At 63.9% G+C, this 23,464-nt stretch carries 22 protein-coding genes; 9 read left to right on the forward strand and 13 right to left on the reverse strand.

Going from position 1 to position 23,464, the window contains the following annotated elements:
- Nucleotide 1: 1 nt before the first annotated feature.
- From lexA to ACYHH6_RS22155, 6 genes are all read right to left on the reverse strand, one after another.
- A complete protein-coding gene (lexA, locus tag ACYHH6_RS22130) occupies nucleotides 2-754 on the reverse strand; it encodes a transcriptional repressor LexA (RefSeq protein WP_352586153.1) in 753 nt (250 codons plus the stop codon).
- A gap of 117 nt (nucleotides 755-871) precedes the next feature.
- Entirely contained in the window at nucleotides 872-2,077 is a 1,206-nt protein-coding gene (locus ACYHH6_RS22135) for a molybdopterin molybdotransferase MoeA (RefSeq protein WP_352586152.1), read from the reverse strand.
- Nucleotides 2,077-2,559 (reverse strand): cyclic pyranopterin monophosphate synthase MoaC, encoded by a 483-nt coding sequence (gene moaC / locus ACYHH6_RS22140; protein WP_352586151.1) that lies wholly within the window; start codon nucleotides 2,557-2,559, stop codon nucleotides 2,077-2,079. The genes ACYHH6_RS22135 and moaC overlap by 1 nt, the downstream gene beginning before the upstream one ends.
- Nucleotides 2,560-2,561: 2 nt before the next feature.
- Nucleotides 2,562-3,374, reverse strand: a complete 813-nt coding sequence (gene trpC, locus ACYHH6_RS22145) for an indole-3-glycerol phosphate synthase TrpC (protein WP_352586150.1) — start codon at nucleotides 3,372-3,374, stop codon at nucleotides 2,562-2,564.
- 4 nt (nucleotides 3,375-3,378) lie between these two features.
- Nucleotides 3,379-4,389 (reverse strand): anthranilate phosphoribosyltransferase, encoded by a 1,011-nt coding sequence (gene trpD / locus ACYHH6_RS22150; protein ID WP_352586149.1) that lies wholly within the window; start codon nucleotides 4,387-4,389, stop codon nucleotides 3,379-3,381.
- Nucleotides 4,390-4,402: 13 nt separating this feature from the next.
- Nucleotides 4,403-6,298: a peptidyl-prolyl cis-trans isomerase gene (locus ACYHH6_RS22155; RefSeq protein WP_352586148.1), complete on the reverse strand. Its 1,896-nt coding sequence runs from the start codon at nucleotides 6,296-6,298 to the stop codon at nucleotides 4,403-4,405.
- Between the two features lie 146 nt (nucleotides 6,299-6,444).
- On the opposite strand from ACYHH6_RS22155, the gene tpiA reads away from it, so the two are divergent.
- The 5 genes from tpiA to ACYHH6_RS22180 all read left to right on the forward strand — a co-directional run bounded on the left by tpiA (nucleotide 6,445) and on the right by ACYHH6_RS22180 (nucleotide 11,602).
- On the forward strand, nucleotides 6,445-7,215 hold the full coding sequence (gene tpiA / locus ACYHH6_RS22160; protein WP_352586147.1) for a triose-phosphate isomerase: 771 nt from the start codon (nucleotides 6,445-6,447) through the stop codon (nucleotides 7,213-7,215).
- Nucleotides 7,216-7,396: 181 nt separating this feature from the next.
- A complete protein-coding gene (gene secG / locus ACYHH6_RS22165; protein ID WP_352586146.1) occupies nucleotides 7,397-7,900 on the forward strand; it encodes a preprotein translocase subunit SecG in 504 nt (167 codons plus the stop codon).
- A gap of 202 nt (nucleotides 7,901-8,102) precedes the next feature.
- On the forward strand, nucleotides 8,103-9,221 hold the full coding sequence (locus ACYHH6_RS22170) for a L,D-transpeptidase (RefSeq protein ID WP_352586145.1): 1,119 nt from the start codon (nucleotides 8,103-8,105) through the stop codon (nucleotides 9,219-9,221).
- 155 nt (nucleotides 9,222-9,376) lie between these two features.
- The gene (gene pyrG, locus ACYHH6_RS22175) at nucleotides 9,377-11,014 is read left to right on the forward strand and encodes a CTP synthase (RefSeq protein ID WP_352586144.1); all 1,638 of its coding nucleotides are present in this window, start codon (nucleotides 9,377-9,379) and stop codon (nucleotides 11,012-11,014) included.
- 24 nt (nucleotides 11,015-11,038) lie between these two features.
- Nucleotides 11,039-11,602 carry a DUF1697 domain-containing protein gene (locus tag ACYHH6_RS22180; protein ID WP_352586143.1) on the forward strand — a complete coding sequence of 188 codons (564 nt, stop codon included), beginning with the start codon at nucleotides 11,039-11,041 and terminating at the stop codon, nucleotides 11,600-11,602.
- A gap of 59 nt (nucleotides 11,603-11,661) precedes the next feature.
- Here the strand turns inward: ACYHH6_RS22180 and ACYHH6_RS22185 are convergent, their stop codons facing one another.
- The 5 genes from ACYHH6_RS22185 to ACYHH6_RS22205 form a co-directional block, all read right to left on the reverse strand.
- Nucleotides 11,662-13,119: an NCS1 family nucleobase:cation symporter-1 gene (locus ACYHH6_RS22185; RefSeq protein WP_352586142.1), complete on the reverse strand. Its 1,458-nt coding sequence runs from the start codon at nucleotides 13,117-13,119 to the stop codon at nucleotides 11,662-11,664.
- Nucleotides 13,120-13,319: 200 nt separating this feature from the next.
- The gene (otsB, locus tag ACYHH6_RS22190) at nucleotides 13,320-14,108 is read right to left on the reverse strand and encodes a trehalose-phosphatase (protein WP_352586141.1); all 789 of its coding nucleotides are present in this window, start codon (nucleotides 14,106-14,108) and stop codon (nucleotides 13,320-13,322) included.
- A complete protein-coding gene (locus tag ACYHH6_RS22195) occupies nucleotides 14,105-15,889 on the reverse strand; it encodes an alpha,alpha-trehalose-phosphate synthase (UDP-forming) (RefSeq protein WP_352586140.1) in 1,785 nt (594 codons plus the stop codon). The genes otsB and ACYHH6_RS22195 overlap by 4 nt, the downstream gene beginning before the upstream one ends.
- Before the next feature lie 134 nt (nucleotides 15,890-16,023).
- Entirely contained in the window at nucleotides 16,024-18,186 is a 2,163-nt protein-coding gene (locus ACYHH6_RS22200) for an amylo-alpha-1,6-glucosidase (RefSeq protein WP_352586139.1), read from the reverse strand.
- 44 nt (nucleotides 18,187-18,230) lie between these two features.
- Nucleotides 18,231-19,292 carry a glycosyltransferase family 4 protein gene (locus ACYHH6_RS22205; protein WP_352586138.1) on the reverse strand — a complete coding sequence of 354 codons (1,062 nt, stop codon included), beginning with the start codon at nucleotides 19,290-19,292 and terminating at the stop codon, nucleotides 18,231-18,233.
- 192 nt (nucleotides 19,293-19,484) lie between these two features.
- Between ACYHH6_RS22205 and ACYHH6_RS22210 the strand changes: the two genes are divergently transcribed.
- The 3 genes from ACYHH6_RS22210 to dusA all read left to right on the forward strand — a co-directional run bounded on the left by ACYHH6_RS22210 (nucleotide 19,485) and on the right by dusA (nucleotide 21,307).
- Nucleotides 19,485-19,787, forward strand: a complete 303-nt coding sequence (locus tag ACYHH6_RS22210) for a DUF982 domain-containing protein (protein ID WP_112561663.1) — start codon at nucleotides 19,485-19,487, stop codon at nucleotides 19,785-19,787.
- Between the two features lie 181 nt (nucleotides 19,788-19,968).
- On the forward strand, nucleotides 19,969-20,127 hold the full coding sequence (locus ACYHH6_RS22215) for a hypothetical protein (protein WP_162712116.1): 159 nt from the start codon (nucleotides 19,969-19,971) through the stop codon (nucleotides 20,125-20,127).
- Between the two features lie 181 nt (nucleotides 20,128-20,308).
- Nucleotides 20,309-21,307 carry a tRNA dihydrouridine(20/20a) synthase DusA gene (gene dusA / locus ACYHH6_RS22220; protein WP_352586137.1) on the forward strand — a complete coding sequence of 333 codons (999 nt, stop codon included), beginning with the start codon at nucleotides 20,309-20,311 and terminating at the stop codon, nucleotides 21,305-21,307.
- A gap of 5 nt (nucleotides 21,308-21,312) precedes the next feature.
- Here dusA and ACYHH6_RS22225 read toward each other — a convergent pair whose 3' ends face one another.
- Nucleotides 21,313-22,017, reverse strand: coding sequence for a TIGR02281 family clan AA aspartic protease (locus ACYHH6_RS22225; protein ID WP_352586136.1), 705 nt, complete (start codon nucleotides 22,015-22,017; stop codon nucleotides 21,313-21,315).
- Between the two features lie 13 nt (nucleotides 22,018-22,030).
- Nucleotides 22,031-22,264: a DUF1289 domain-containing protein gene (locus tag ACYHH6_RS22230; RefSeq protein WP_112561682.1), complete on the reverse strand. Its 234-nt coding sequence runs from the start codon at nucleotides 22,262-22,264 to the stop codon at nucleotides 22,031-22,033.
- 197 nt (nucleotides 22,265-22,461) lie between these two features.
- On the opposite strand from ACYHH6_RS22230, the gene ACYHH6_RS22235 reads away from it, so the two are divergent.
- Nucleotides 22,462-23,460: a nicotinate-nucleotide--dimethylbenzimidazole phosphoribosyltransferase gene (locus ACYHH6_RS22235; protein WP_352586168.1), complete on the forward strand. Its 999-nt coding sequence runs from the start codon at nucleotides 22,462-22,464 to the stop codon at nucleotides 23,458-23,460.
- Nucleotides 23,461-23,464 lie beyond the last annotated feature (4 nt).

Genomic DNA, 23,464 nt, shown 5'->3' on the forward strand with positions numbered 1-23,464 from the left:
CTCAGTAGCGCCGGATCAGGCCGACCAGCTTGCCCTGCACCTTGACCCGGTCCGGCCCGAAGATGCGGGTTTCGTAGGCCGGGTTGGCGGCTTCCAGCGCGATCGAGGCGCCCTTGCGGCGGAAGCGCTTCAACGTCGCTTCCTCTTCATCGACCAGCGCCACCACGATCTCACCGGGGCTGGCCGTATCGGCATTGCGGATGATCACCGTATCGCCGTCGAAAATGCCGGCCTCGATCATCGAGTCACCCTTGACCTCGAGCGCGTAGTGTTCGCCGCCCATGATCATGTCGGGCGGCACCGAGATCGAATGCGTCTGGTGCTGGATGGCGTCGATCGGCACACCGGCGGCGATGCGGCCCATCACCGGGATCGACACCGCGGAAACGGCGTCGTCATTGCCGGCCGACATCGAACGAGACGAGGAGGCCGGCTTGATCTGGCGGCCGAGACCGCCTTGGCCCTGACCGCCTTGGCCGAGGCTGCCCTGGATGATGCTTGGCGAAAACCTCTTCGCCGCATTGAGGCCGGGTGCGATCGAGTCGGGCAGCCGCAGCACCTCGAGCGCGCGCGCCCGGTTCGGCAGCCGGCGAATGAAACCGCGCTCCTCCAGCGCCGTGATCAGGCGGTGAATGCCGGACTTGGACGCAAGGTCGAGCGCCTCCTTCATCTCGTCGAAAGACGGCGGGATTCCGCTCTCCTTCAGGCGTTCATGGATGAACATCAGAAGTTCATGTTGTTTGCGCGTCAGCATCGCGGCCCCCACGGGTTCTGAAACCAGAATCAGAAAAAACAAACCCAGAACAAACACTATCTGTTCCAGTTGTGTTCCGCAACCTTTTAAAGTTTAATGAATGTGTTGACGTTTTGTTCAGCGTAACATCAGGACGCTGCAGGCGGCACCCGCGGCGGCGGCCGGAGCGAAGGGCTCGCGCACGATCAAGCCGTTGGCGTCGGCCAGCATTCTCAGCATCGAGGAATCCTGGATGCCGAACGGCGTCGCCACCCTTGCGCCGGTTTCTTCGCTCACCACGGCGCGCACATAGTCTTGCCTCAGATCATTGGCCGGCATCGCGGCGCCAAGCTGCGCGGGGCGGATGTCCTGCCGGTGCGTGCGGCCGCCGAGCTGCGCCAAAAGCGGCTTCAAAAACAGCTGCGAGCAGACCAGGCTCGCCACCGGATTGCCGGGCAGGCCGATGCACCTGATGTCGCCGAGACGCCCGAACATCAGCGGCTTGCCCGGGCGCATGGCGAGCTTCCAGAAATCGAGCTTCATGCCTTCGCTGGTCAGTACATCGTGCACGAGGTCGTGGTCGCCGACCGAGGCGCCGCCGAGCGTGACGATGACGTCGGCTTTTGCCGCGACAGCCTTGCGCACCAGCGCCGCTATGTCGGCTTTGCGATCTGCCGCAATGCCGAGATCAAGCGCTTTGGCGCCGACAGACTGCGCGGCGGCCGCAACGCCGTAAGCGTTGGAAGAGATGATCTGATCCGGACCGGGGTCACGCCCCGGCGGCAGCAATTCGTCGCCGGTGGCAATGATCGCGACCAGAGGCCGGCGCACGACGTTGAGCATCGGATGATTGGCCGACGCCGCAAGCGACAATGCGGCCGGATCAAGCACGCGACCTTTTTGCAGGAGCAGGTCGCCTTGAGAGAAATCCAGTCCACGGCGGCGGATGTTACGGTCTTTCGCGGTCGGCTCGGTGACCTCGATATGGCCATTGCCAAGGTCGCGGACATTCTCCTGGATGACGATCGTGTCGGCACCTTCGGGCAGCGGGGCGCCGGTGAAAATGCGGACAGCCTCCGCCCTGCCGACCGAGCCGTCAAAGCCGCGTCCGGCCGGCGCCATGCCGATCACCGAAAGCCGCGCCGGGGCGGATGCCACATCCTGCGCCCGCGCGGCATAGCCGTCCATGGCGGACGCGTTGAAAGGCGGCTGAGTGCGCAGCGCCACGACAGGTTCCGCCAGCACCCGGCCGGCCGCATCCGCCAGGGCGATGCTTTCACCCGGCAGCGCCGCAGCGCCTTCCAGCAGGCGCTCCAGCGCCTCGGCCACCGGAACCAGCGCCATCAGGCGCCCGCCTTGTAGTCGCCGGACTTGCCGCCGGTCTTTTCAACCAGCCTTATGCCGGAAATCACTATGGCGCGGTCGGCCGCCTTGGCCATGTCGTAGATGGTCAGGCAGGCAACCGAGGCCGCGGTAAGCGCCTCCATTTCAACGCCGGTCTTGCCGGTGACACGGGCAAGCGCGGTGACCCTGAGGCCGGGCAGGACGGTGTCCGGCTCGATGTCGACCGACACCTTGGTCAACAGCAGCGGATGGCAGAGCGGGATCAGCTCATGCGTCTTCTTGGCTGCCATGATGCCGGCGATGCGCGCTGTGCCCAGCACATCACCCTTCTTGGCGTTGCCGTCGAGGATCATTTTCAGGGTTTCAGGCCGCATCGAGACAAAGCCCTCGGCGACTGCCGTGCGCGTCGTCTCCGCCTTGTCGCCGACATCGACCATATTGGCCTCGCCCTTGGCGCCGAGATGGGTGAGGGCGGCTGGCATCCTCAGACGGCCTCTGCCGGCGTCTTGCCCGTCAAAAGCAGGCGCGTTGCCGCCGCCACATCCTGTTGCCGCATCAGGCTCTCGCCGACAAGGAAGGTTTCGATGCCGGCCTTTTGCATCCTGAGGCAGTCGTCGTGGGTGAAAATGCCGCTCTCGCTGACCAGCAAGCGACTGCCCGGCACCATGGACGCCAGCCGCTCGGAGGTTTCAAGACTGGTCTCGAACGTCCTCAGATTGCGGTTGTTGATGCCAATCAGCCGCGACGAGAGTTTTACCGCGCGCTCAGTCTCGGCCTCGTCATGCACCTCGATCAGCGCATCCATGCCGAGTTCGAATGCGGTCGCTTCCAATTCGCTCGCCAGGGCATCGTCGACGCTGGCCATGATGATCAAGATGGCGTCGGCGCCCCAGGCGCGGGCCTCGTAGACCTGGTAGGGATCGAACAGGAAATCCTTGCGCAGCGCGGGCAGCGACACCGCCTTGCGGGCGTTGGTTAGAAATTCCGGCGCGCCCTGGAAGGATGGCGCATCGGTCAGCACCGAAAGACAGGCGGCGCCGCCTTTTTCATAGGCCTGCGCCAGCGTCGGCGGGTCGAAATCGGCACGGATCAACCCTTTGGAAGGGCTCGCCTTCTTGATCTCGGCGATCAGGGCAAAGTTGCCCGATCTGCGCTTCGCCTCGAGCGCCGCGAGAAAGCCGCGCGGCGCGGTGGCATCCTTCGCCCGTGCCTTGATCTCGGCCAGCGGTATCAGCGCCTTTGCCGCCGCGATCTCGTCGCGCTTGTAGGCCTCGATCTTGCGCAGAATGTCAGCCACGGCCCTATCCGTTCGAAATCTCGACCAGCCTGTCGAGCACGCCTAGCGCCCGGCCGCTGTCGATGGCTTGTGCCGCCGCCGCCATGCCGTCGGCAAGCGTTGATGCCTTGCCCGCCACCACCATGCCGGCGCCGGCATTCATCAGCACCGTGTCGCGATAGGCGCCGGCAGCGCCGCCCAGCATGTCGCGCAATGCCTGGGCGTTGTAGGCGGCGTCTCCGCCGCGCAACTCGTCCTTGGTATGGCGTTGCAAACCGACTGCTTCCGGGGTGAGCGTAAAGTGGCGGATCTCGCCACCGGCCAGTTCGGCAACCTGCGTTTCGCCGGTGGTGGTGATCTCGTCATAGCCGTCGCCATGGACGACCCAGGCATGCTCTGTACCCAGCGCCTTCAATGTCTCGGCCACCGGCACGATCCATTCCGGCAAGAACACGCCGACCATCTGGCGGCTTACGCCGGCCGGATTGGACAGCGGTCCGAGCAGGTTGAAGATGGTGCGGGTGCCGAGCTCGACGCGCGTCGGGCCGACATGCTTCATCGCCGGATGATGCGCCGGCGCGAACATGAAGCCGACGCCCGCCTCATGGATGCAGCGGCCGATCGTCTCCGGCGGGATATCGATCTTGACGCCGAGCGCAACCAGCACGTCGGCGGCGCCCGTCAGCGACGACAGGCCGCGATTGCCATGCTTTGCCACCGGCACGCCGCAACCGGCGATGACGAAGGCCGAAGCCGTCGAGATGTTGACCGAATGGGAGTTGTCGCCGCCAGTGCCGACGATGTCGATGGCGCCTTCAGGCGCTTCGACGCGCAGCATCTTGGCGCGCATGGTGGCAACGGCGCCGGAGATCTCGCTCACCGTCTCGCCGCGCACGCGCAGCGCCATCAGGAAGCCGCCGATCTGGCCCGGCGTCGCGTCGCCCGACATGATGATGTCGAAGGCTTCGCGCGCTTCCTCGAAGGTAAGCGCGGTCCCGGTGGCGACCTTGGCGATATGGATCTTGAGGGCGCTCATGGGGCCAAAACGTTCATTGGGCTACGGCTTGGGCAACGGCGGCCTGGTCGATGCTGACGGCGTATTGCGTCTGCAATTGCGCCACCAACTGGTCGAGCAGATCGTCGGACATGCCTTGCGTGAAGGATTTCTGCGCGTCGTCGGGCACCGAACTGGCGTCGGCTCCGGCCGGCTCGAACACTTCGGCCACCTTGAACAGAATCTGGCCTTCGCCGGTGGGTGAGGGGATCAGCCCGGTGCCGCCTTCGCCGACGCCGAACATCGCTGCAGCGCCGTCCTTGCCGAAATCGACGTCGTCGGCCTCGCGCTTCACGCCGCGCTTGGTCTGCTTTTCGAGCTTCAGTTCGCCGGCGATGACGTCGAGTGTGGTGCCGGCCTTGAGGCGTTTGTCGAGCTCGTCTGCCTTCGCGGTCAGCCGTTTGGTCGTTTCCTCGGTCGTCCAGTCGGCCACCACCCTCTGGCGAACCTCGTCGAGCGTGCGGTCGCGAGCCGGCGTGATCGATGTCAGCTCGTAGAATACGAAGCCATTGTTGGTCGTGGTCAGGGCTTCATTCTCGGTGTTGGGCTCAGCCTCGAACACCGCCTTGATCAGGTCGGGCGATGCCGGCAGGTCCTTGATGATGGTCCCGTCCGGCTTGAGGCCGGTGCGGTCGATGGCCTCGACGGTGACGTCCTTGAGCTTCAGTTTGGCGGCGGCTTCGGCGAGCGTGCTGCCTGCGGCGCGGGTGTCTTCGTAATTGTCGTGCACGTCGAGCAGGATGCGGCTTGCTTCGCCCAGCGCCAGATCCTTGCGGATCTGGTCAGACACTTCGGCCAGCGGCTTCACCACTTCCGGCTTGATCTCGGTGACGCGCAAAAGCACCGGGCCGAACGTGCCCTGGACGACCGGGCTGACTTCGTTGACGGCAAGCGCGAATGCGGCATCGGCGACCGCCTTGTCGCTGATCTTGTCCTTGGAGAGCGTGCCAAGCAGCGTATCGGCCTGGGTCTTTCCTTGCGCGGTGACGATCTTGTCGAAGGTGGCGCCCGTCTTCAGCGAATCGGACGCGGCTTTGGCGGCGTCCAGCGTCGGAAACACCAGCTGTTCGATGGTGCGCATTTCCGGCGTGGTGTAGCGCCCCTTGTTCTTGTTGTAGTCGTCGCTGACCTGCTGGTCGGTCACGGCGCTGATATCCATGATGTCTTCAGGCTCGAGCCGGACATAGGAGAATTTGCGGTATTCCGGCGCCGCGTAGGTTTTCTTGTTGGTCTCGAAATAGGCCTGAAGCACGCTGTCGGATGGTGCCTGGATCGGCTCGACCAGCGCCTTCGGCAAGGTCAAATAGTCGATGGTGCGGTCTTCGCCGCGATAGAGCGCGACCGCCTTGAAGAAGGTGTCCGGAGCCTTGAGGCCGTCCGAAACCGCCTCGACGATCTGCTGGCGCACCGCCACCTGAGCCCGGTTCTTCAAATAGTCCTCCGGCCGCATGCCGAGTTCGCGCAGCCGGGATTCGAACAGCCGGCGATCGAACTGGCCATTCGGGCCCTGGAAGGCAGGCTCCTGGCGCGTCAGTTCGGCCAGCCTGTCCTTGGAGAAGCCAAGTCCGAGCTTGCGCGCCTGTTCGTCGAGGACGGCGCCCGACACAAGCTGCGCCAGCACCTGGTTGTCGATGCCATAGGCCTTGGCCTGCTCGCGGCTGATGCGCTGGCCGATCTGCTGCTGCAGCATGTTGATCTGGCGATCGTAGGCGAGGCGGTATTCGGTGATCGACACGGTGGTGCTGCCGGCGGTTATGACCGCGTGATGGCCGGCCAGGAAGCCGCCCGCCAAGCGGGTGGTGACACCCCAGGCGGCAAAGCTCGCCACCAGCAGTAACAGCAGGGTCTTCGCGACCCAGGTCCCCGCCGCGCTTCTCAATATACCAAGCATTGTTACTTCCGATTTTTCCGCACTTTCGCGTGCGCCCGAGTCTGAAACAAGCGCAATAGCGCCCTTCCGGCTCACTGTCGATTGCTTTGTGGCCTGATTTTGATAGGGAGGGCGAGACCCCAATGTCGCCCGGAGAACCAGATCCCATGACGCCAGGAATTCGACCGCTCGTTGCCGGCAACTGGAAAATGAACGGCACCAGTGTCTCGCTGAACGAACTCAGGATGATCGGCAACGGCTTCATGAGCGGGCTCGATGCCGAGACCGAAGCATTGGTCTGCGTGCCGGCAACCTTGCTGTCGCGCGCGGCCGAAATCCTGTCGCGCACGCCGGTGCGGGCCGGTGGCGAGGATTGCCACATCAAGGAAAGCGGCGCCTTCACCGGCTGTGTCTCGGCCGAGATGCTGAAGGATGCCGGCGCCAGCCACGTCATCGTCGGCCACTCCGAGTGCCGGGAACAGCGTGGCGAGGACGATGCGACTGTCCAGGCGAAGGCGTCTGCCGCATGGCGCGCCGGGCTTGTGGCCATCATCTGCATCGGCGAGACCAAGGCCGAGCGCGAAGCGGGCGCCGCGCTCGACGTGCTGTCGCGCCAGGTCGCCGGCTCGGTGCCGCCAAGTGCAACGCCGGCCAATACCGTCATCGCCTATGAACCGGTATGGGCGATCGGCACCGGCCTGACGCCAACCGCCGACGACGTGGCCGAGGCGCATGCGCATATTCGCGAAAAATTGTCGGCGGGACTCGGGGCCTCAGCGGCCGGCAAGATCCGCATCCTCTATGGCGGCTCGGTCAAGCCGTCCAATGCGGTCGAACTGCTCGGCGTCAAAAACGTCGACGGCGCGCTCGTCGGCGGCGCAAGCCTGAAGGCGGCGGATTTTCTCGCCATCGCCGAAGCCTACCAGAATATCGCGTAGGCTCGGCCGCTTCCTCGCCGACTTATGAAACGCCGCGCCGCGGCCGAAATCGTTGCAAAGGGCGCATTGCTTCCCATATTCCGGCCACGGGCTTGGAAATGCCGTTAAAGCATTGTATGGAGCCGCCTCCAAATCACCGGCCCTGATCGCCAGGGAGCGGCAGGGCTTGCCAGGATAAAATATGGAAACCGTACTGATCGTCATCCACCTCATGGTCGTGCTCGCCCTTGTCGGCGTGGTGCTGCTGCAGCGCTCCGAAGGCGGTGGTCTCGGCATTGGCGGCGGTTCCGGTTTCATGACCGCGCGCGGTGCGGCCAATGCACTGACGCGGGCGACGGCGATCCTGGCCGCGGCTTTCTTCGTGACGTCGCTGACACTCTCGATCGTTGCCCGCTACGGCGAAAAGCCGATCGACATTCTCGACCGCGTGCCGGCCGACAGCGGCAACGGCGTGCTCAACCAGTTGCCCGGCACGACGGCGCCGACGCCACCTGCCGGCACCACCGCACCGGCTGCGCCTTCGGGCAATGGCGCCGCCACGACGCCGCCGGCGACCGCTCCTGCTACAGCCCCGGCGACGGCTCCGGCCCCAGCTCCGGCAACATCGCCTGCGACCGATTCGGCCACGCCGCCGGCTGCCAACGGCGTCACCTTGCCGGTCACGCCGCAGGTTCCAAACCAGTAGTCGGATAGGGTCAAGTGCCCGCGATCTGTTGTTGTTTCAACACAGTCGCGGCAAATGCACTTGATCACGAAGATTCGACCATGCGTTCCGCTTGAGGCCGCTCCGGCACTTCGATTATAGATTGCGCGCGGCACTTTCTGCGCCCTTGGGGGGCGCCGGGCGACGCCGTGGGCAACAAGCACTGAACGATCGGATCTTCGCTATGCAGCTTCGCAGCTTCATTTTCATGGGGTTTTGTGCCGTATTCGGCATGAGCTCCGCGGCCTTCGCCGGCACTCCGGCAATGACCTCACCGCAGGCGGTTGGCAACACCGCTGTCATCAACGTCGCCGCCAAAAGCGATGCGGCGCAGCTGAAGCTTCTCAAGAAGAAGAAAAACCCGAGCTCGGATGATCTGGCTCAGATCAGCAAGCTCGAAGACAAGATCGCGGCCGACAAGGCGGCAGCCGGCGCCAAGGCGCTCGAGGCCCGCAAGCTGGCCATGCGCGAGGCGGCGAAAGCCAAGGCCGACGCTCAGCGCCAGGCCTTCCTGGCCAGCAAGAGCAAGCCGGTCGTGGTCGCCGACGCCAAGCCGGCCAAGAAGACCACCAAGATCATCTCGCCAGTTGACCCGATTGCGTCGCTCGTGCCGATCGAGTCGGCCGAACCACTCCCGGCCGAAGCGATGAACGTCGCGCTGACCGGCAACAATGGCGAATTGCGCAGCGAGGCCCCGGGCCAGAAGCCGAGGAGCGGGGGACTCTTCGCCGGCCTGTTCGGCGGCACATCGTCTGCCTCCTCGATTGCCTATCTTCCCGAGACGCGGGCACTCGATCAGGCGCTCGCCAAGCGCGAAGCCAAGAAGCAGTTCAAGGTGAAGCCGGAATTCGTGCCGCAGGACGTCGAATTCACCGGTTATGAGCCGGGAACCATCGTCATCGATACCAGCGCACGCCGTCTCTACCTCGTCGAATCGGCTTTCACCGCCCGCCGCTATGCCATTGCGGTCGGCCGCGAAGGCCTGCAATTCAAGGGTACGGTTGCGGTTGGCGACAAGCAGGAATGGCCGCGCTGGATCCCGACCCTGGACATGCAGAAGCGCGAGCCCAAGCACTATGGCCAATACAAGGACGGCATGCCCGGCGGCGGTCAGAACCCGCTCGGCGCCCGCGCCATCTATCTCTATGACGGCAAGAAGGACACGCATCTGCGCATCCACGGCACCATCGCGCCGCAGTCGATCGGAACCAGCGCCTCCAATGGCTGCTTCCGGATGATCAACGAGCACGTCATGGACCTCTACAGCCGCGTCCGGGTCGGCACCAAGGTCGTCATCATCTGACGTTCTTCCAATTCTGCCGAAAGGGCCGGCTTCTGCCGGCCCTTTTGTTTTGACCAAGAACTACAGTCTCGAACCTCGGGACTATCGCGCCTTCTCTGGAAAAAGCCTCAGCGGCGGTTTTTTCTCTGGCGGAATCAATTCGGCCGCGTTAAGCGATGACTCCCATGGCGCGATATGTATTCATCACAGGCGGCGTGGTTTCCTCACTTGGAAAAGGCATTGCCGCAGCGGCCCTTGGGGCTCTCTTGCAGGCGCGGGGCTATCGCGCACGCATCAAAAAGCTCGATCCCTATCTCAATGTCGATCCCGGCACGATGTCGCCTTACCAACATGGCGAGGTCTTCGTCACCGATGACGGCGCCGAGACTGATCTCGATCTGGGCCATTACGAGCGTTTCACCGGCCGCTCGGCCAACCAGCAGGACAACATCACCACCGGCCGCATATACAAGAACATCATCGAGCGTGAGCGGCGCGGTGACTATCTCGGCGCGACCGTCCAGGTCATTCCGCACGTCACCGACGAGATCAAGCATTTCGTCCTCGACGGCAATGACGACTACGATTTCGTGCTGTGCGAGATCGGCGGCACGGTCGGCGACATCGAGGCGATGCCTTTCCTGGAGGCGATCCGCCAGCTCGGCAACGACCTGCCGCGTAACAACGCCGTCTATGTCCATCTGACCTTGATGCCCTACATCCCGACGGCCGGCGAACTGAAAACCAAGCCGACCCAGCATTCGGTCAAGGAACTGCGCGGCATCGGCATTGCGCCCGACATCCTGCTGGTCCGCGCCGACCGCGCCATCCCCAAGGAAGAGCGCAGAAAGCTGTCGCTGTTCTGCAATGTCCGGGAAAGCGCCGTCATCCAGGCGCTCGACGTGCCGCACATCTATGACGTGCCGATGGCCTATCACAAGGAAGGGCTCGATTCGGAAGTGCTGGCCGCCTTCGGCATCGACCCGGCGCCCAAGCCGCGCATGGAGCCCTGGCAGGCGGTGTCCAACCGCATCCACAATCCGGAAGGCGAGGTCACCATTGCCGTCGTCGGCAAATATACCGGCCTCAAGGACGCCTACAAATCGCTGATCGAGGCGCTGTCGCATGGCGGCATGGCCAACCGCGTCAAGGTCAAGCTCGACTGGATCGAAAGCGAGATCTTCGAAAAGGAAGACCCGACGCCGTGGCTGGAAAAGGTGCATGGCATCCTCGTGCCCGGCGGCTTCGGCGAGCGCGGCTCGGAAGGCAAGATCCTGGCGGCGAAATTCGCCCGCGAGCGCAAGGTGCCGTATTTCGGCATCTGCTTCGGCATGCAGATGGCCTGCATCGAGGCGGCGCGGTCGCTGGCCGGCGTCGAACATGCCTCGTCGACCGAATTCGGCCCGACCGACGAACCGGTGGTCGGCCTGATGACCGAATGGCTGAAAGGCAACATGCTGGAGAAGCGCCGGGAGACCGGCGATCTCGGCGGCACCATGCGGCTCGGCGCCTATCAGGCCGAGCTCACCAAGGGTTCGAAGATCGCCGAGATCTACGGTGACACCCAGATTTCCGAGCGCCACCGCCACCGCTACGAGGTCAATGTCGACTACAAGGAGCGGCTGGAAGATTGCGGCCTGGTGTTTGCCGGCATGTCGCCGGACGGCGTGCTGCCGGAGACGGTCGAATATCCCGATCACCCGTGGTTCATCGGTGTCCAGTATCATCCGGAACTGAAGAGCCGGCCGCTCGAGCCGCATCCGCTGTTCGCCAGCTTCATCGAAGCGGCTGTGGAACAGTCGCGGCTGGTTTAAGCCGGCGGTGAGGTTTCGCTGCTGATGCAGACCTATGTCGCGCTGCTCTACAGCATCATCCTCGGCGAAGGCCGCCGGGTCGTCATGTCCGACCTCAAGACGATGGCCGAAGGCCTCGGACTGAAGAACCCGCGCACACTGGTAGCGACGGGCAATCTGGTCTTCGAGGCGCGCGTGGCGGATATCACCAGGCTGGAACAGCGGCTCGAAACGGCCTTCGAAAAAACCTTCGGCCGCCATGTCGTCATCATCGTGCGCACTGCCGAGGACTGGCTGAAACTCGCCGCCGGCAATCCATTCCCGGCCGAGTCGGCCGAAACTGGCGATCAGGTGGCGGTGCGGGTGATGCGCAAGCCTGCGTCCGCCGATGGGGTCGCAGCGCTCCAGGCCTATGCCGCCGAGGATGAGAAGGTGGCTTCGGTCGACGGCGACATCTGGGTCGTCTTTTCGCGCGAGCGGCCAAGCTCGCGCCTGCTTGCGGCCATGAACCACAAACGTCTCGGCATCGGCACCGCGCGCAACTGGAACACGGTGTGGAGGTTGGCTGAGATGGTGGGAAGAATGGGCAGTAGGGCAGTAGGGCAGTAGGGCAGTAGGGCTCCTATTTCCCTACTCCCTTACTGCCCTACTGCCTTATTCCCTCCATTTCATGCCTTCGCCGTCTTCGCTCCAGCACCCAGTGCCATCGTGCGCAGCACGTAGTAGATGGCGCCGGCAATCGCCACGCCGAAGAACCAGCCATAGACGCCCCACCAGGCCGGCAGCCAGCTGGTGAAGTTGGGCAGGATCGACGAGAAGATGGCGCCGATGCCGGCGGCGATAAAGGCATTGACGTGCCAGCCGCCCTGGAAGCGGAACTCGCCGTCCTCTCGGTAGAGTGCCTCGACGTCGACCTCACCCTTCCGGATCAGATAGTAGTCGACCATCATCACCCCGAAGATCGGGCCCATCGTCGCGCCGATGATGTTGACGAAGGAGGCGGCGCTGCCTTCCCACGGCGCGAAGGGGTAGAGCACCAGCGCAATCAAGGCTGCGATGTAGCCGCCCTTCTTGAAGTCGATCTGCCGGGGAAAGACGTTGGAGAAGTCGAAGGCTGGGGAGACGAAGTTCGCCACCACATTGATGCCGAGCGTCGCCACCGCGAAGGTCAGCGCGGCAAGTGCGGCCAGGAACCAGCTGTCGAACTTGGCCGAGATCTGGTCGGGGTGCAGCAGCACTTCGTGATAGACGTCATAGGCGGCAATGGTGGTGACGCCGGCAACCAGCGAGAACAGGATCAAATTGACCGGCAGGCCCCAGATGTTGCCCTTGCGCAGGGACGCCTGGTCCGGCGCGTAGCGGGCGAAATCGCAGAAGTTGAGATAGAGCGCCGAGAAGTAGGTGACCCAGATCGCCGCCACAGCAAACAGCGCCGTCCACGAACCGGGCGTGCCCGGCACGCCGGCATCCTTGGTCTTTTCGAGCAGCACGTCCATCGGGATGTCGCTTGTGAAGGCAAATCTCCCGGATTTGACGCACAGATAGATCGCCAGGATCAACATCATCACCCACACCGCCGGGCCGGCCCAATCCTGGAAGCGGCGCACCGTCTCCATGCCGTTCTGGATGATCAGCAATTGCAGTGCCCAGATGACCACAAAACAGATCACCTCCAGGCCGGTATGGCCGAGGAAATGCGTGTTGGCGTTGAATTCGGCGAACCATTGCGAGCGGATCAAGAGCGCCACGATGGCGCCGGAAGCGGCGGCAGTCTGCGCGCCGTACCAGAAGCAGGCGACGATGGCGCGCACCAGCGCCGGAATGTTGGCGCCCCAGATACCGAACGAGGCGCGGGCCAGCACGGGGTAGGGCACGCCGGTCTTCACGCCGGCATAGCCGACCATGTTCATCAGCGCGTAGATGATCAGCGAACCGATGCCGATTGCGATGATGAAATTGACGAAGCCGCCGCAAAACAGGAACAGGCTGGCAGCGAGATAATAGCCCCACAGGCTGTGAACGTCCGACGTCCAGACATTGAAGATCGAGAATGGCCCCCAGTTCCGCACCTTTGCCGGAGCGAGGTCCTCATTGTAAAGGCCAGGCGATGCGCCTTGTATTGTCACGGTGTAATCCTCCCCTTTTACCGAACGCACCTCCATGCGTTGGCTGCGCAGGTTAGGCCTGACGCAGGGGAACCGGCAAGCAATCCATTTGCCGGCTTTGACCTTAAAGATATTCAATGAGAATCGCGCTTATCGGTCAGCGTTTGTCGGAGACGGGTCGCAATTCCAGCGGTCTTGATTCGATCCGCTGGCGCCAGCGATCAGGATGCTTTGCGGGCGAGGGCCGGTGACGCTTCGAAATTGGCGGCAAGCCAAGCTATCGCACGGGTGACGTCATCGAGCTGGTACTGAGCTACAGTGGGGCCGCGCGGCCTGACCCGGATCGAGATGCCGCCGGCTTCGTTGATCGCCTCGAAACCGTTTTCATCAGCGGTGTCGTCACCGAGGAAAACCGGCCGCCTTCCGGTAAAGGGCGAGATCGCCATGAAGCGCCGCACGGCAGCGCCCTTGGCCGCCTCGAGCGGCATCAGCTCGACACCGGCATTTCCCGGAATGACGCGGTAGCCCTTGGGGAGCTCGGCCAATGCCTGCTCGACAAGCTGGGTAGCCCTGGCCAGCAGATGCGGCGCCGCACGCGTATGAATGGCAAGGATCGGACCCTTGCGCTCGATATGAACCAGGCCGTCATCCAGTTCGGCTTCGATGGCGTCGGCAAGAGCAGCCATATCGGCGGGAGCGTCCGCGGCAACGACCGGGCCGTCCGGCGTCAGCCGGTGTTCAAGCCCATAGAGACCAGCAACGCGCAGCTTCAGCGGATGAAACAATCTGTCGGCGACTTCCACCGAGCGGCCGGTGATGAAGGCGACTGCGCCGCCCAGCCGTTGTTCGATGGCGCCGAGCAGACTGCGCAACTCGTCGCTGACGGACACCGCGTCCGGGTGGGCGGCGTGTTCGAGCAAGGTGCCGTCAATGTCGAGGAAAAGTGCCCATTGTCCTTCCGGCAGGTCGGGTGCTGCTGGCAGGCCCAATGCCTTCGGTAGACTATTCATGACGCCACCCTCCGCATGCGATCGAAAAGCGAGACGATGTTGCTGTCGGTGGTTGCAGGCCGTTCGGTGACACCTGTCGCCCGGTCGAGGTCGCTGCGTTTGCGCAGCCGCGCTGCGTCCAGCAGCATGCTGCCGGCCCAGCGATAGACATTGTTGTCGCGCACCATTTCGCGCATCGGGCGCATGCGCTCGCGCTGTTCGTCCGGCGACATGGTCAGCGCCTGCAGCAGCGCATCGCTCATCATCGCCGCATCGTAAGGATTGACGATCAGCGCCTCGAGCAGTTCGCGCGACGCACCGGCAAATGTGCTGAGCAACAGCACGCCCTGCTCGTCGTCGCGCGCGGCGACGAATTCCTTGGCGACGAGATTCATGCCGTCATGCAGGCTGGTGACCATGCAGATGTCGGCAGCGCGATAGATCTCGTAGACCTGTTCCTGCGAGTGATGTTCGGCCACCATGATGACCGGCTTGTAGCCGTCGCTGCTGCCATAGCGCTGATTGAGCTCGTCGGCATAGCGCATGCATTCGTCATGCAGTTGCTGGTAGGCCGGCAGCGTGCCGCGGCTGGGCGCCGCGAACTGCAGGAAGACCAGTCTGCCGATCCATTCGGGATGGCGCGTGAACAATTCGTCCAAAGCCTGAAAGCGGTCGAGAATGCCCTTGGTGTAGTCCAGTCGTTCGACGCCGATGCAGAGCTTGACGTCGGCCTTGAGGCCGAACCTGTCGCGCAGACGGGTTCGGCATTCCTCGACTGTGGGCAGCTTCGACAGAAGTTCGGCCGGCCATTCGATGGAGATGGGGTAGGCGTGCACCAGTGTCGTCTGGCCACCGTAGGAGATCGCCGCATCGGCGCGCTCGATACGGCTTTCCAGGAAGCGATCGACGCTTTCGGTAAAATTGTTGGCGTGGAACTGGGTGTGGAAGCCGATGATCGAGCTGCCGAGCAGCCCCTCCAGGATGCGTTCGCGCCATGGGCAGATGCTGAAGACTTCGGAGTTCGGCCAGGGGATATGCCAGAAGGTGATGACGATCGCCTCAGGCAGGCGCTCGCGGATCATGCGCGGCAGCAGCGCGAAATGGTAGTCCTGGACCAGCACGATCGGCCGCTCGTTGCGCGCCTCTGCCACAACCGTATCGGCGAACTTTCGGTTGACGGCCTCATAGGCTTCCCAGTCCGAGGCGCGGAAGATCGGCCGGGTGAAGGCGATATGGCAGAGCGGCCACAGGCCTTCATTGGCAAATCCGAGATAGTAGCCTTGATATTCCTCCTCGCTCAGCCATACGCGGCGCAGCGTGTAGGACGGCTTGTCCGGCGGCACTGGCACGCGGTCGTTGTCGTCCACAGTGAGGCGGTCCGCGCTACCGCCGCCATAGGCGATCCAGGTGCCGCCGCAGGCGCGTGTGATCGGCTCCAGCGCCGACACCAGCCCGCTGGCAGGCACGACAAGCTCGACGCCATTGTCCTTGACGTTGTGGATGTAAGGTTCGCGGTTGGAGACGACGATGACCTGGGCGTCCGGGAGGTCGTCGGCGAGGATCTTGCGCAAGGTCTCGGGTGACCATGTCACCAGTGCGGCATCGGCGGACTGGCCGTTCTTTTCGAACTCGCGCATGACCTTGCGCGCCGCTTCCGCCGCCACATCATTACCAGCCGCGCGGGCAACGGCCGGTGCGTGGCTGTCTCGGCGCCGGGATATCGAAAACAGGACGGCGAGGGCGGATAGGCCGAGGCTTGCCAGGATCACGATCCAGAGCATCTCGACGCCATAATTTGTCATTGAAGTGCCAATCTCCGCCTTCGGCGGTCATTCTTCTTGTTTCGAATTTGAACCTATCGCTGGCAGCCTGGTCGCCGGCAGCTGTCATTTTGCAACGCACAAAACTGCGATCGGTTCCAACAGAAGTGGCCAGATCAACTTCGCACGATCAGCGGAACCAACCCTTCATGGCGGTCGGCGAGAAAGGCGACGACGCGGTCGCCGACGCGCTGGAAAGTGAGATCGACTTTCTTTTCGCCCACGCCGAGATGCCTCAGCGTCAGCGTGTCGATGCCGATCGGCAGCCTTGGGCGGGTGACATGGATTTCGCCATTCCAGCCGTCGATTTCCAGACCGAGGCAAGCCTGCATCAGCATGAAGGCCGAACCCGCCGACCACGCCTGCGGCAGGCAGGCGACGGGATAGGCGATCGGCGCTTCGCCGACCGAGCGGGTAAAACCGCAGAACAATTCCGGCAGCCGCATGTTGAAATGCACGGCGGATTCAAACGTGCCGCTCATCAGCCGCACCACATTGTCACGCTCGCCAAACCGCGCCAGGCCGGCGCCGCAAATCGCCGTGTCGTGCGGCCAGATCGAACCGTTGTGGTATGACATCGGATTGAACAACACCGCATCGTCGGCAAGCGTCCTCACCCCCCAGCCCGACTGGAAGGACGCCGATAGCAGCTGGTCGGCGACCATCTGCGCCCGCGCCGGCTCGGGCAGCCCGACATAGAGCAGGTGACCGGCATTGGAGGTGCGCACCTTGCAGGGTTCGCCGGCGCCATCGATGGCGAGCGCATAGAAGCCGAGATCGTCGAGCCAGAAATCGCGCTCAACGGCGATCCGCATCTCTTCGGCGCGGTTTTCCCAGTGCTCGGCTTGCGCGAACTCGCCCCGTCGGCGGGCAAGAGCAGCCAGGCCCCTGAAGGCGGCAAAAACATAGCCCTGCACCTCGACCAGCGCGATCGGTCCTTTGGGGATGCGCCCGTCGGCGTGGAACACAGAGTCGAAACTGTCCTTCCAGCCCTGGTTGGCGAGGCCGGATTCAGCGGCGCGCTGATAGGTGACGAAGCCTGTCGCGCGGCTGGCTTCCTCGGTCCACTCGGCGGCGGCGCAGAGAGACGGCCACAGGCTGGCGATGAAGTCCATGTCACCGGTGCGCTCTGCATAGGCGCAGGCGAGGTGGATGTAGAGAGGCGTGGTGTCGACGCCACCGTAGTAGCGGCCGAAGGGAAGCTCCTGCAGCGCCACCATCTCGCCCTTGCGGGTCTCGTGCATGATCTTACCGGGTTGGGAGTCGCTGAACGGCGATGTCTCGGTCGCCTGATGCTGAGCGAGGAAGGAAAGCACGCCGCGCGCCAGGCCGGGATTGAGCCACAGCATTTGCAGCGCCGAGATGACCCCGTCGCGGCCGAATGCAGTCGAGAACCAGGGAATGCCAGCATAAGGGTAGGGGCCGGTCGAAAGCTCGGTGGTCAGCAAGGCCACATCGGCGCGGGCGCGTTCGACCCAGTCGTTGAAGACGCGGCCTGAACTGTGCACCGTCGCGCCATGACGGCGCTTGGCCCGCATGCCGAAGCGGGCACGAGCGGCCGCGGCGCGAAAACGGTCGCGGTCAGGCGGCTCGGCCTGTTCCGGGCCGACCTCGACATAGAACACCTTGCTGCTGCGCTTGGTCACCGCGATCAGGAAATCAGCACGCTCGGCGCTCAGCTGGTCCGGTGCCTGCGAAAACGAGATCGCTGACTGCCGCGCCAGACCGTCCAGTCCGTCGTAACGCAAGAGCACGGATGTCGCGTCGATTTCGGCCGCATGCGCCGTGCCGCGCTTTGGCCTGGTCGACCCGCGCACCTCGAACATGTCGCGGAAATCGGCGGCAAAGTGCAGCGAGATGCGGATTGCCGAATGCTCCTGGCTGTAGTTGGACAGGGTGATGCGTTCGAACAGCCGGTCCTGCCAAAGCAATCTGACGCGTTCGATGTGGATCGCGCCTTGCGGGATGTCGCGGCCGCCGACGCTTTGCATCGGCAGGTTGGTCAAATTGCTGGAGAACAGCACGTTGTCCTGACTGAGCGAGGCGCCGAGGAGCGATGTCTGCCGGCCGCCGACGGTCAGCCGGAACTCCGACAGCACACGCGTGTCGTCGCGAAAGAAGCCGTCACCGGCGCCTCGGATGTCGCCATAGGCATCGGCCACCACAAAACAGTCGCCTTGTTTCAGGGCGAACAGCCGGTGCGGCTCGCGCGGCGCGGTTTCGTCGAGGGAGGCAAGGGCCACGGCAGGGTCGAGCTTGCGCTCGTCAAGTTCAGTCATCAGTCACAGATCTCTGTTTTCGGGCTCGGAGCGTCCGCCGTCGTTCAAGACGCTTTCTTTTCCGCTGAATTGCCGGTCAGGCGCGCATAAGCAGAGAGATAGTCACGGGCCATCCTGTTGGCGGAGAACCGCTTTTCGAAGACGGCGCGCACCTTTCTCCGGTCGAGCTGCAGCAAGGCCGGCACGGCGGCGACTGCGTCGTCGAGCGAATCGATGATAAAGCCGGTAACGCCATGGTCGATGACCTCCGGCAACGCACCGCAGTTCCAGCCGATGGTTGGCGTACCGCACGCCATCGCCTCGATCGCGGCAAGACCGAACGGCTCGGGCCAGTCGATCGGAAACAGGAGCCCGGCGGCATTGCCGAGGAATTCAGCCTTTTCGTCCTCGGCGATCTCACCGACATAATCGATGCGGTCGCCGTCGATCAGTGGTTCGATCGTCTCGTGGAAATAGGCCCGGTCGTCATCGCCGATCTTGGCCGCCAGCTTGAGCTTCATGCCCGAGCGCAAGGCGATGTCGATCGCCCGGTCCGGCCGCTTGTCGCGCGACAGCCGGCCGAGAAAGGCAAGATATGGTTCGTCGGCCGGAGGCTCGAAGGTCGGCTGGTAGAGGCCGATTGGCAGTCCGTGATGGATGGTCGCCAGCCAATTGGCTTTGGCAAGCCCGCTTCTCTGGCTGCGCGAGATCGAAATCAGGGGAAAGCGTGGAAAGCGCTCATAGGCCGGCGCCAGATCGACATAGTCGAGCCGGCCGTGTGGCGTCGTCACCGTTTTGTCCGGCATATGGTCGAAGAACGAAAAATGCAGGAAGTGGCTGAGGTGAAAATGAATGATATCAAAGTCCTGAGCTCGGTTCCTCACTTCTGCCAACATCGCGAGATGCGCCGCGGTGTCCGACTTGAGCGGGCGCGGATCGAGGCGCAGCGCGCGTTCGCGCCCCGGAACCAGTCTGGCTGATGTGTGGCTGTCGCCGCTGGCGAACAAGGTCACCTCATGGCCGAGATCGACCAGCCCTTCGGTGAGATAGGAAACGATCCGCTCGGTGCCGCCATAGAGCCTTGGCGGCACGGATTCGTGCAGGGGGGCGACGTGGGCTATGCGCATGATTTGGACTGTCCCTCAAAGGCGAACACAGGAGCGAAATGCGTCAGCGGGCGTAACGTTCCGGATAAAATCCGGCCGCCAACAATCCCAAGCCAACCCGCGCAAATTTTTTTGCAAGAAGCGGGAACCAACTCGCTGTTCGCGAATTCTATAAGGTTGGTTCGCACTGCGGCCGACCAGGGAGAGAACAAAATGGACCGCTTGCATTTCTTTACGCCGGTGCGCATTGCGCGCGGGCAGGGACACCCCGTCGAGGAAGTCGATAGCGTTGCCGAAGCGATGGTCTTTCTGCAGAAATGGCCGTCGGGTCGGCGTGGGCCTGTGTATCAATGTGCCCTGAATTGCTGCTCCGCCGCCTTGTCGGGCCGGATGTCGCCTGAGGAGGCAAGGAAGGCCTTCACCGGTTTTGCCCGTATCACCCGCCTGCTCGACGACGACATGGCGCTGCCAATGGGTGGCGAAAGCATGGCCGAAGTCCACGCGCTGAGACGTTAGGGACCTGGTCCAGTCATTTTGTGATTGAACGCCTGCGCCGTAGTGGCTCGGGCCGCTGTTTCGCGCACCAGCCTATTCCCGCCCGGCCCTTCACCTCACGGGCTATACTGTGCTTTCATGCTGCGCGTGACCGGTGGTTGATGACCAATCCACGGACGGTCCGCACGTGGAGGGGCAGACATTGCCGAGACTGATCCTGGGAACACTCGGCGCTATCGTCATCGCCCTTGTCTGGGCGGTCCTCGCCAGTTTGATGGGCGCGCCGTCGATCGTGATCACGGTCGGTGCGGTCGCCATAGGGGCCGGCGTCTACACCTACGTCGACAGACGCTCGAATTGAGCTGTTCCTGTCTGTCGGGCGGCCTGATCACGGTCCGCACGGTCGCCTCGCGTCTACAGCTACCTCGACAAAGCTCGCGCTAATCCGGGCCTTAACCTGCCTGAGGCGGACGCGGCGTTGAGGGTAGGAAAACACCACGAAATCGCCTATGTGAGCGGCAAGTACGGCAAAGTCACCACGAATGCAAGATAACTACAAAAGCGTCCGGATTTCGGTCGCCCCCATGATGGACTGGACGGACCGGCATTGCCGGTTCTTCCATCGCCAGCTGACGCGTCGCGCGCTGCTTTACACCGAGATGGTGGTGGCGGATGCCGTTATCCATGGTGCACGCGAACGCCTGCTTGGCTTTGATGACGCCGAACATCCGGTGGCGCTGCAGCTCGGCGGCTCCGATCCGCAGAAGCTGGCCGAGGCGGCGCGCATCGGCGAGGCCTTCGGCTATGATGAGATCAATCTCAATGTCGGCTGCCCGTCGGACCGCGTCCAGTCGGGCACGTTCGGCGCTTGCCTGATGAAAGTGCCTGACCTTGTCGCCGATTGCGTGGCGGCGATGAAGGTGGCGGTGAAGATCCCGGTGACGGTGAAATGCCGCATCGGCGTCGATGAGCAGGATCCCGAGCCCGCGCTCAATGCGCTGGCCGACGGCGTCTTCGCGGCCGGCGCCGACGCGCTTTGGGTGCATGCCCGCAAGGCCTGGCTGGAGGGATTGAGCCCGAAGGAAAATCGTGATATCCCGCCGCTCGACTATGACAGGGTCTATCGCCTGAAGGCCGGAAAACCGAACAAATTCATCGGCATCAATGGCGGCATTCAATCGCTCGAAGAGGCTGCTCGCCACCTCGATCATGTCGATGGCGCCATGCTTGGCCGCGCCGCTTATCACACGCCGGGCATTCTGGCAGGCGTCGATGCTGCGTTTTATGGGGCTGAACCCGGCGCATTCGATTTTGCCGCCCTGATCGACACGATGGCGGACTACGCCGCGCGCCATATCGAGCAGGGTGGGCGGCTCGGCCATGTCACCCGCCACATGGTCGGCCTGTTCCACGGTCTGCCCGGCGCGCGCCGCTTCCGGCAGATCCTGTCGACCGATGCGACGAAGCCCGGCGCAGGGCCGGATGTGTTGAAGGTGGCGTTCGCTGCCGTCGATTTCGACCGCGCCGAACAGGCCGCCTAGACGGTTCAGTCGCGCAAAATCATCCGGTCGCCGCGCACGTCGAAGCCCGACAGCGAGCCAATAAAATTCATGCCGAGAAGGCTCTGGCTGAGTGCGCCGGGTGCGGCGACCATGACCTGCATGTTCTTGCGCACGATGCCGCCGATCGCCAGTTCGTCGGTCCTCACCGAAGCGGCGCGCGTCATGCCGTTGGCGGTCGAGACCGGGACGGTGAAGCTCAATGCAGCCGGATTGAAGCCGGCCGCTTGCGCGTCTTCGGCCGTCAGCACCGTGCTGGTCGCGCCGGTATCGACCACAGTGCGGATCGGCGCGCCGTTGATCGTGATGCGGGCCTCGAAATGGCCGCTGTCGGCCTTGTCCAGGGTCACCGTGGCGTGGCCATCCTCGACGCCGAGCGCCAGCGGGCTGCCGGGAATGAGGCCTGCCGTCACCCGGCTTGCGAAATCCTGCAACTCGTAGCGATACTGGTAGCCGGCGACGAGCGCCAGCACGATCGCGGCCCAGGTGCCGAGATTGCGGGCCATGGCGCCGAGCGGCCTGCCGGATCGGATCAGGCCGGCGCTGACCAGCAAGCCGATCGCGCCCAGCCAGACCAGCCGACTGAAATCGTAGTTCTCGATGCCGAACGTGCTGCCGCCGTCGTTGTTGATCATCAGCAGCACCAGCCCGACGCCGATTACCGCCATCACGATCCAGAACAGTCGGTTCATTGGGTCTGCCGTTTCACGAGAGGACGTCGCGCTCGCGCGCCATGCGGCTACGGCGTGTTTCCCGGCGCGGCCGGCGCTCGACCGTCTCCAGCCGGGCCGGCAATTCGGCCATGACGCTGCGGCGGTTTTCCGGCGTCATGCCCATCCAGGCGCCAATTTCATCGCGCGTGCGACCACACCCGAAACAGAAGCCGGTTTTCATGTCGATCGAACAGACCAGGATGCAGGGGGATTCGATGGCCGTCATGATGTTCTCGTGAGATCCCTTTGCGGAATCCTTTGTCCCGCTCCCACATGGTGCAACGGCAAAGCCAATGCAAGCCCTCCGGATTTCGCCGCCGGCAGCCGCTTTTGCGGCACGGCCCGGTGTTACGGCTTGATGGTTGTGCCGGCCGGGCAAGGCGGCTATGCCGCTTAGCAATCTTGGAGATGAGCACCGACGTCATGACCAGCGCACTGCCTTTCGACGATTTCCGCGATCTGCTGGCGAACCTGCCGCCGGCTGACGAGGCGGCCGAGGCGCGCGTGCGCACGCTGTTCACCAAAGCAGACAAGCCGAAAGCCTCGCTCGGCCGCATCGAGGACATCGCGGCCTGGCTTGCCGCCTGGAGCGGTCGCGCGCCGCCGGCGGTGAACCGGCCCCTGGTGGCGATTTTCGCCGGCAACCATGGCGTCACCCGTCACGGCATTTCGCCGCGCGCCGTCGCTGCGACCGCCAGTGCCGTCGAGTTTTGCGCTGCCGGTGGTGCCGCGATCAATCAGGTTTGCATCGCCAACGATCTTGGCCTCAAGGTGTTCGACCTGGCGCTGCACATTGCGACCGCCGATATCACCGAGGACGCAGCCCTCGACGAGCGCGGGTGCGCCGCCACCATGGCCTTTGGCATGGAAGCGATTGCCGGCGGCGCCGATCTGATCTGCCTCGGCGATCTCGGCGTCGGCAATTCCACTGTCGCGGCAGCCTTGTGCGCGGCCCTATTCGGCGGTAGCGGCGGCGACTGGGTCGGCCCAGGCTCGGGCGCCGACGCGGCGATGCAGGCGCGCAAGGCTGACGTGGTCGACGCCGCCCTTGCCTTTCACGGCGCTGCTCTCAGGGATCCGCTGGAGGCACTGCGCCGGGTCGGTGGCCGCGAATTCGCTGCCATCGCCGGCGCCATCATCGCTGCCCGGATGCAGAAGATCCCGGTGCTGCTCGATGGCTTTGCCGCGACCGCCGCGGCGGCCGTGCTGCACGCCGCCAATCCCGCGACGCTCGACCATTGTCTGTTGGCCAGCCTGTCGCCGGAGCCCGGCCAAAGGCTTGCCGCCGAGCGGCTCGGCCTCATTCCGCTGCTCGATCTCGGCGTCAGCCACGGCGAGGGGGTAGGGGCAGCCCTTGCCGCTGGCCTGGTCAAGGCCGCCGCGCTTACCAGTTCGGGCATGGCGGCTGCGGTCAAAGCATAGAACA

It is taken from the genome of Mesorhizobium sp. P171375, from assembly GCF_057786075.1.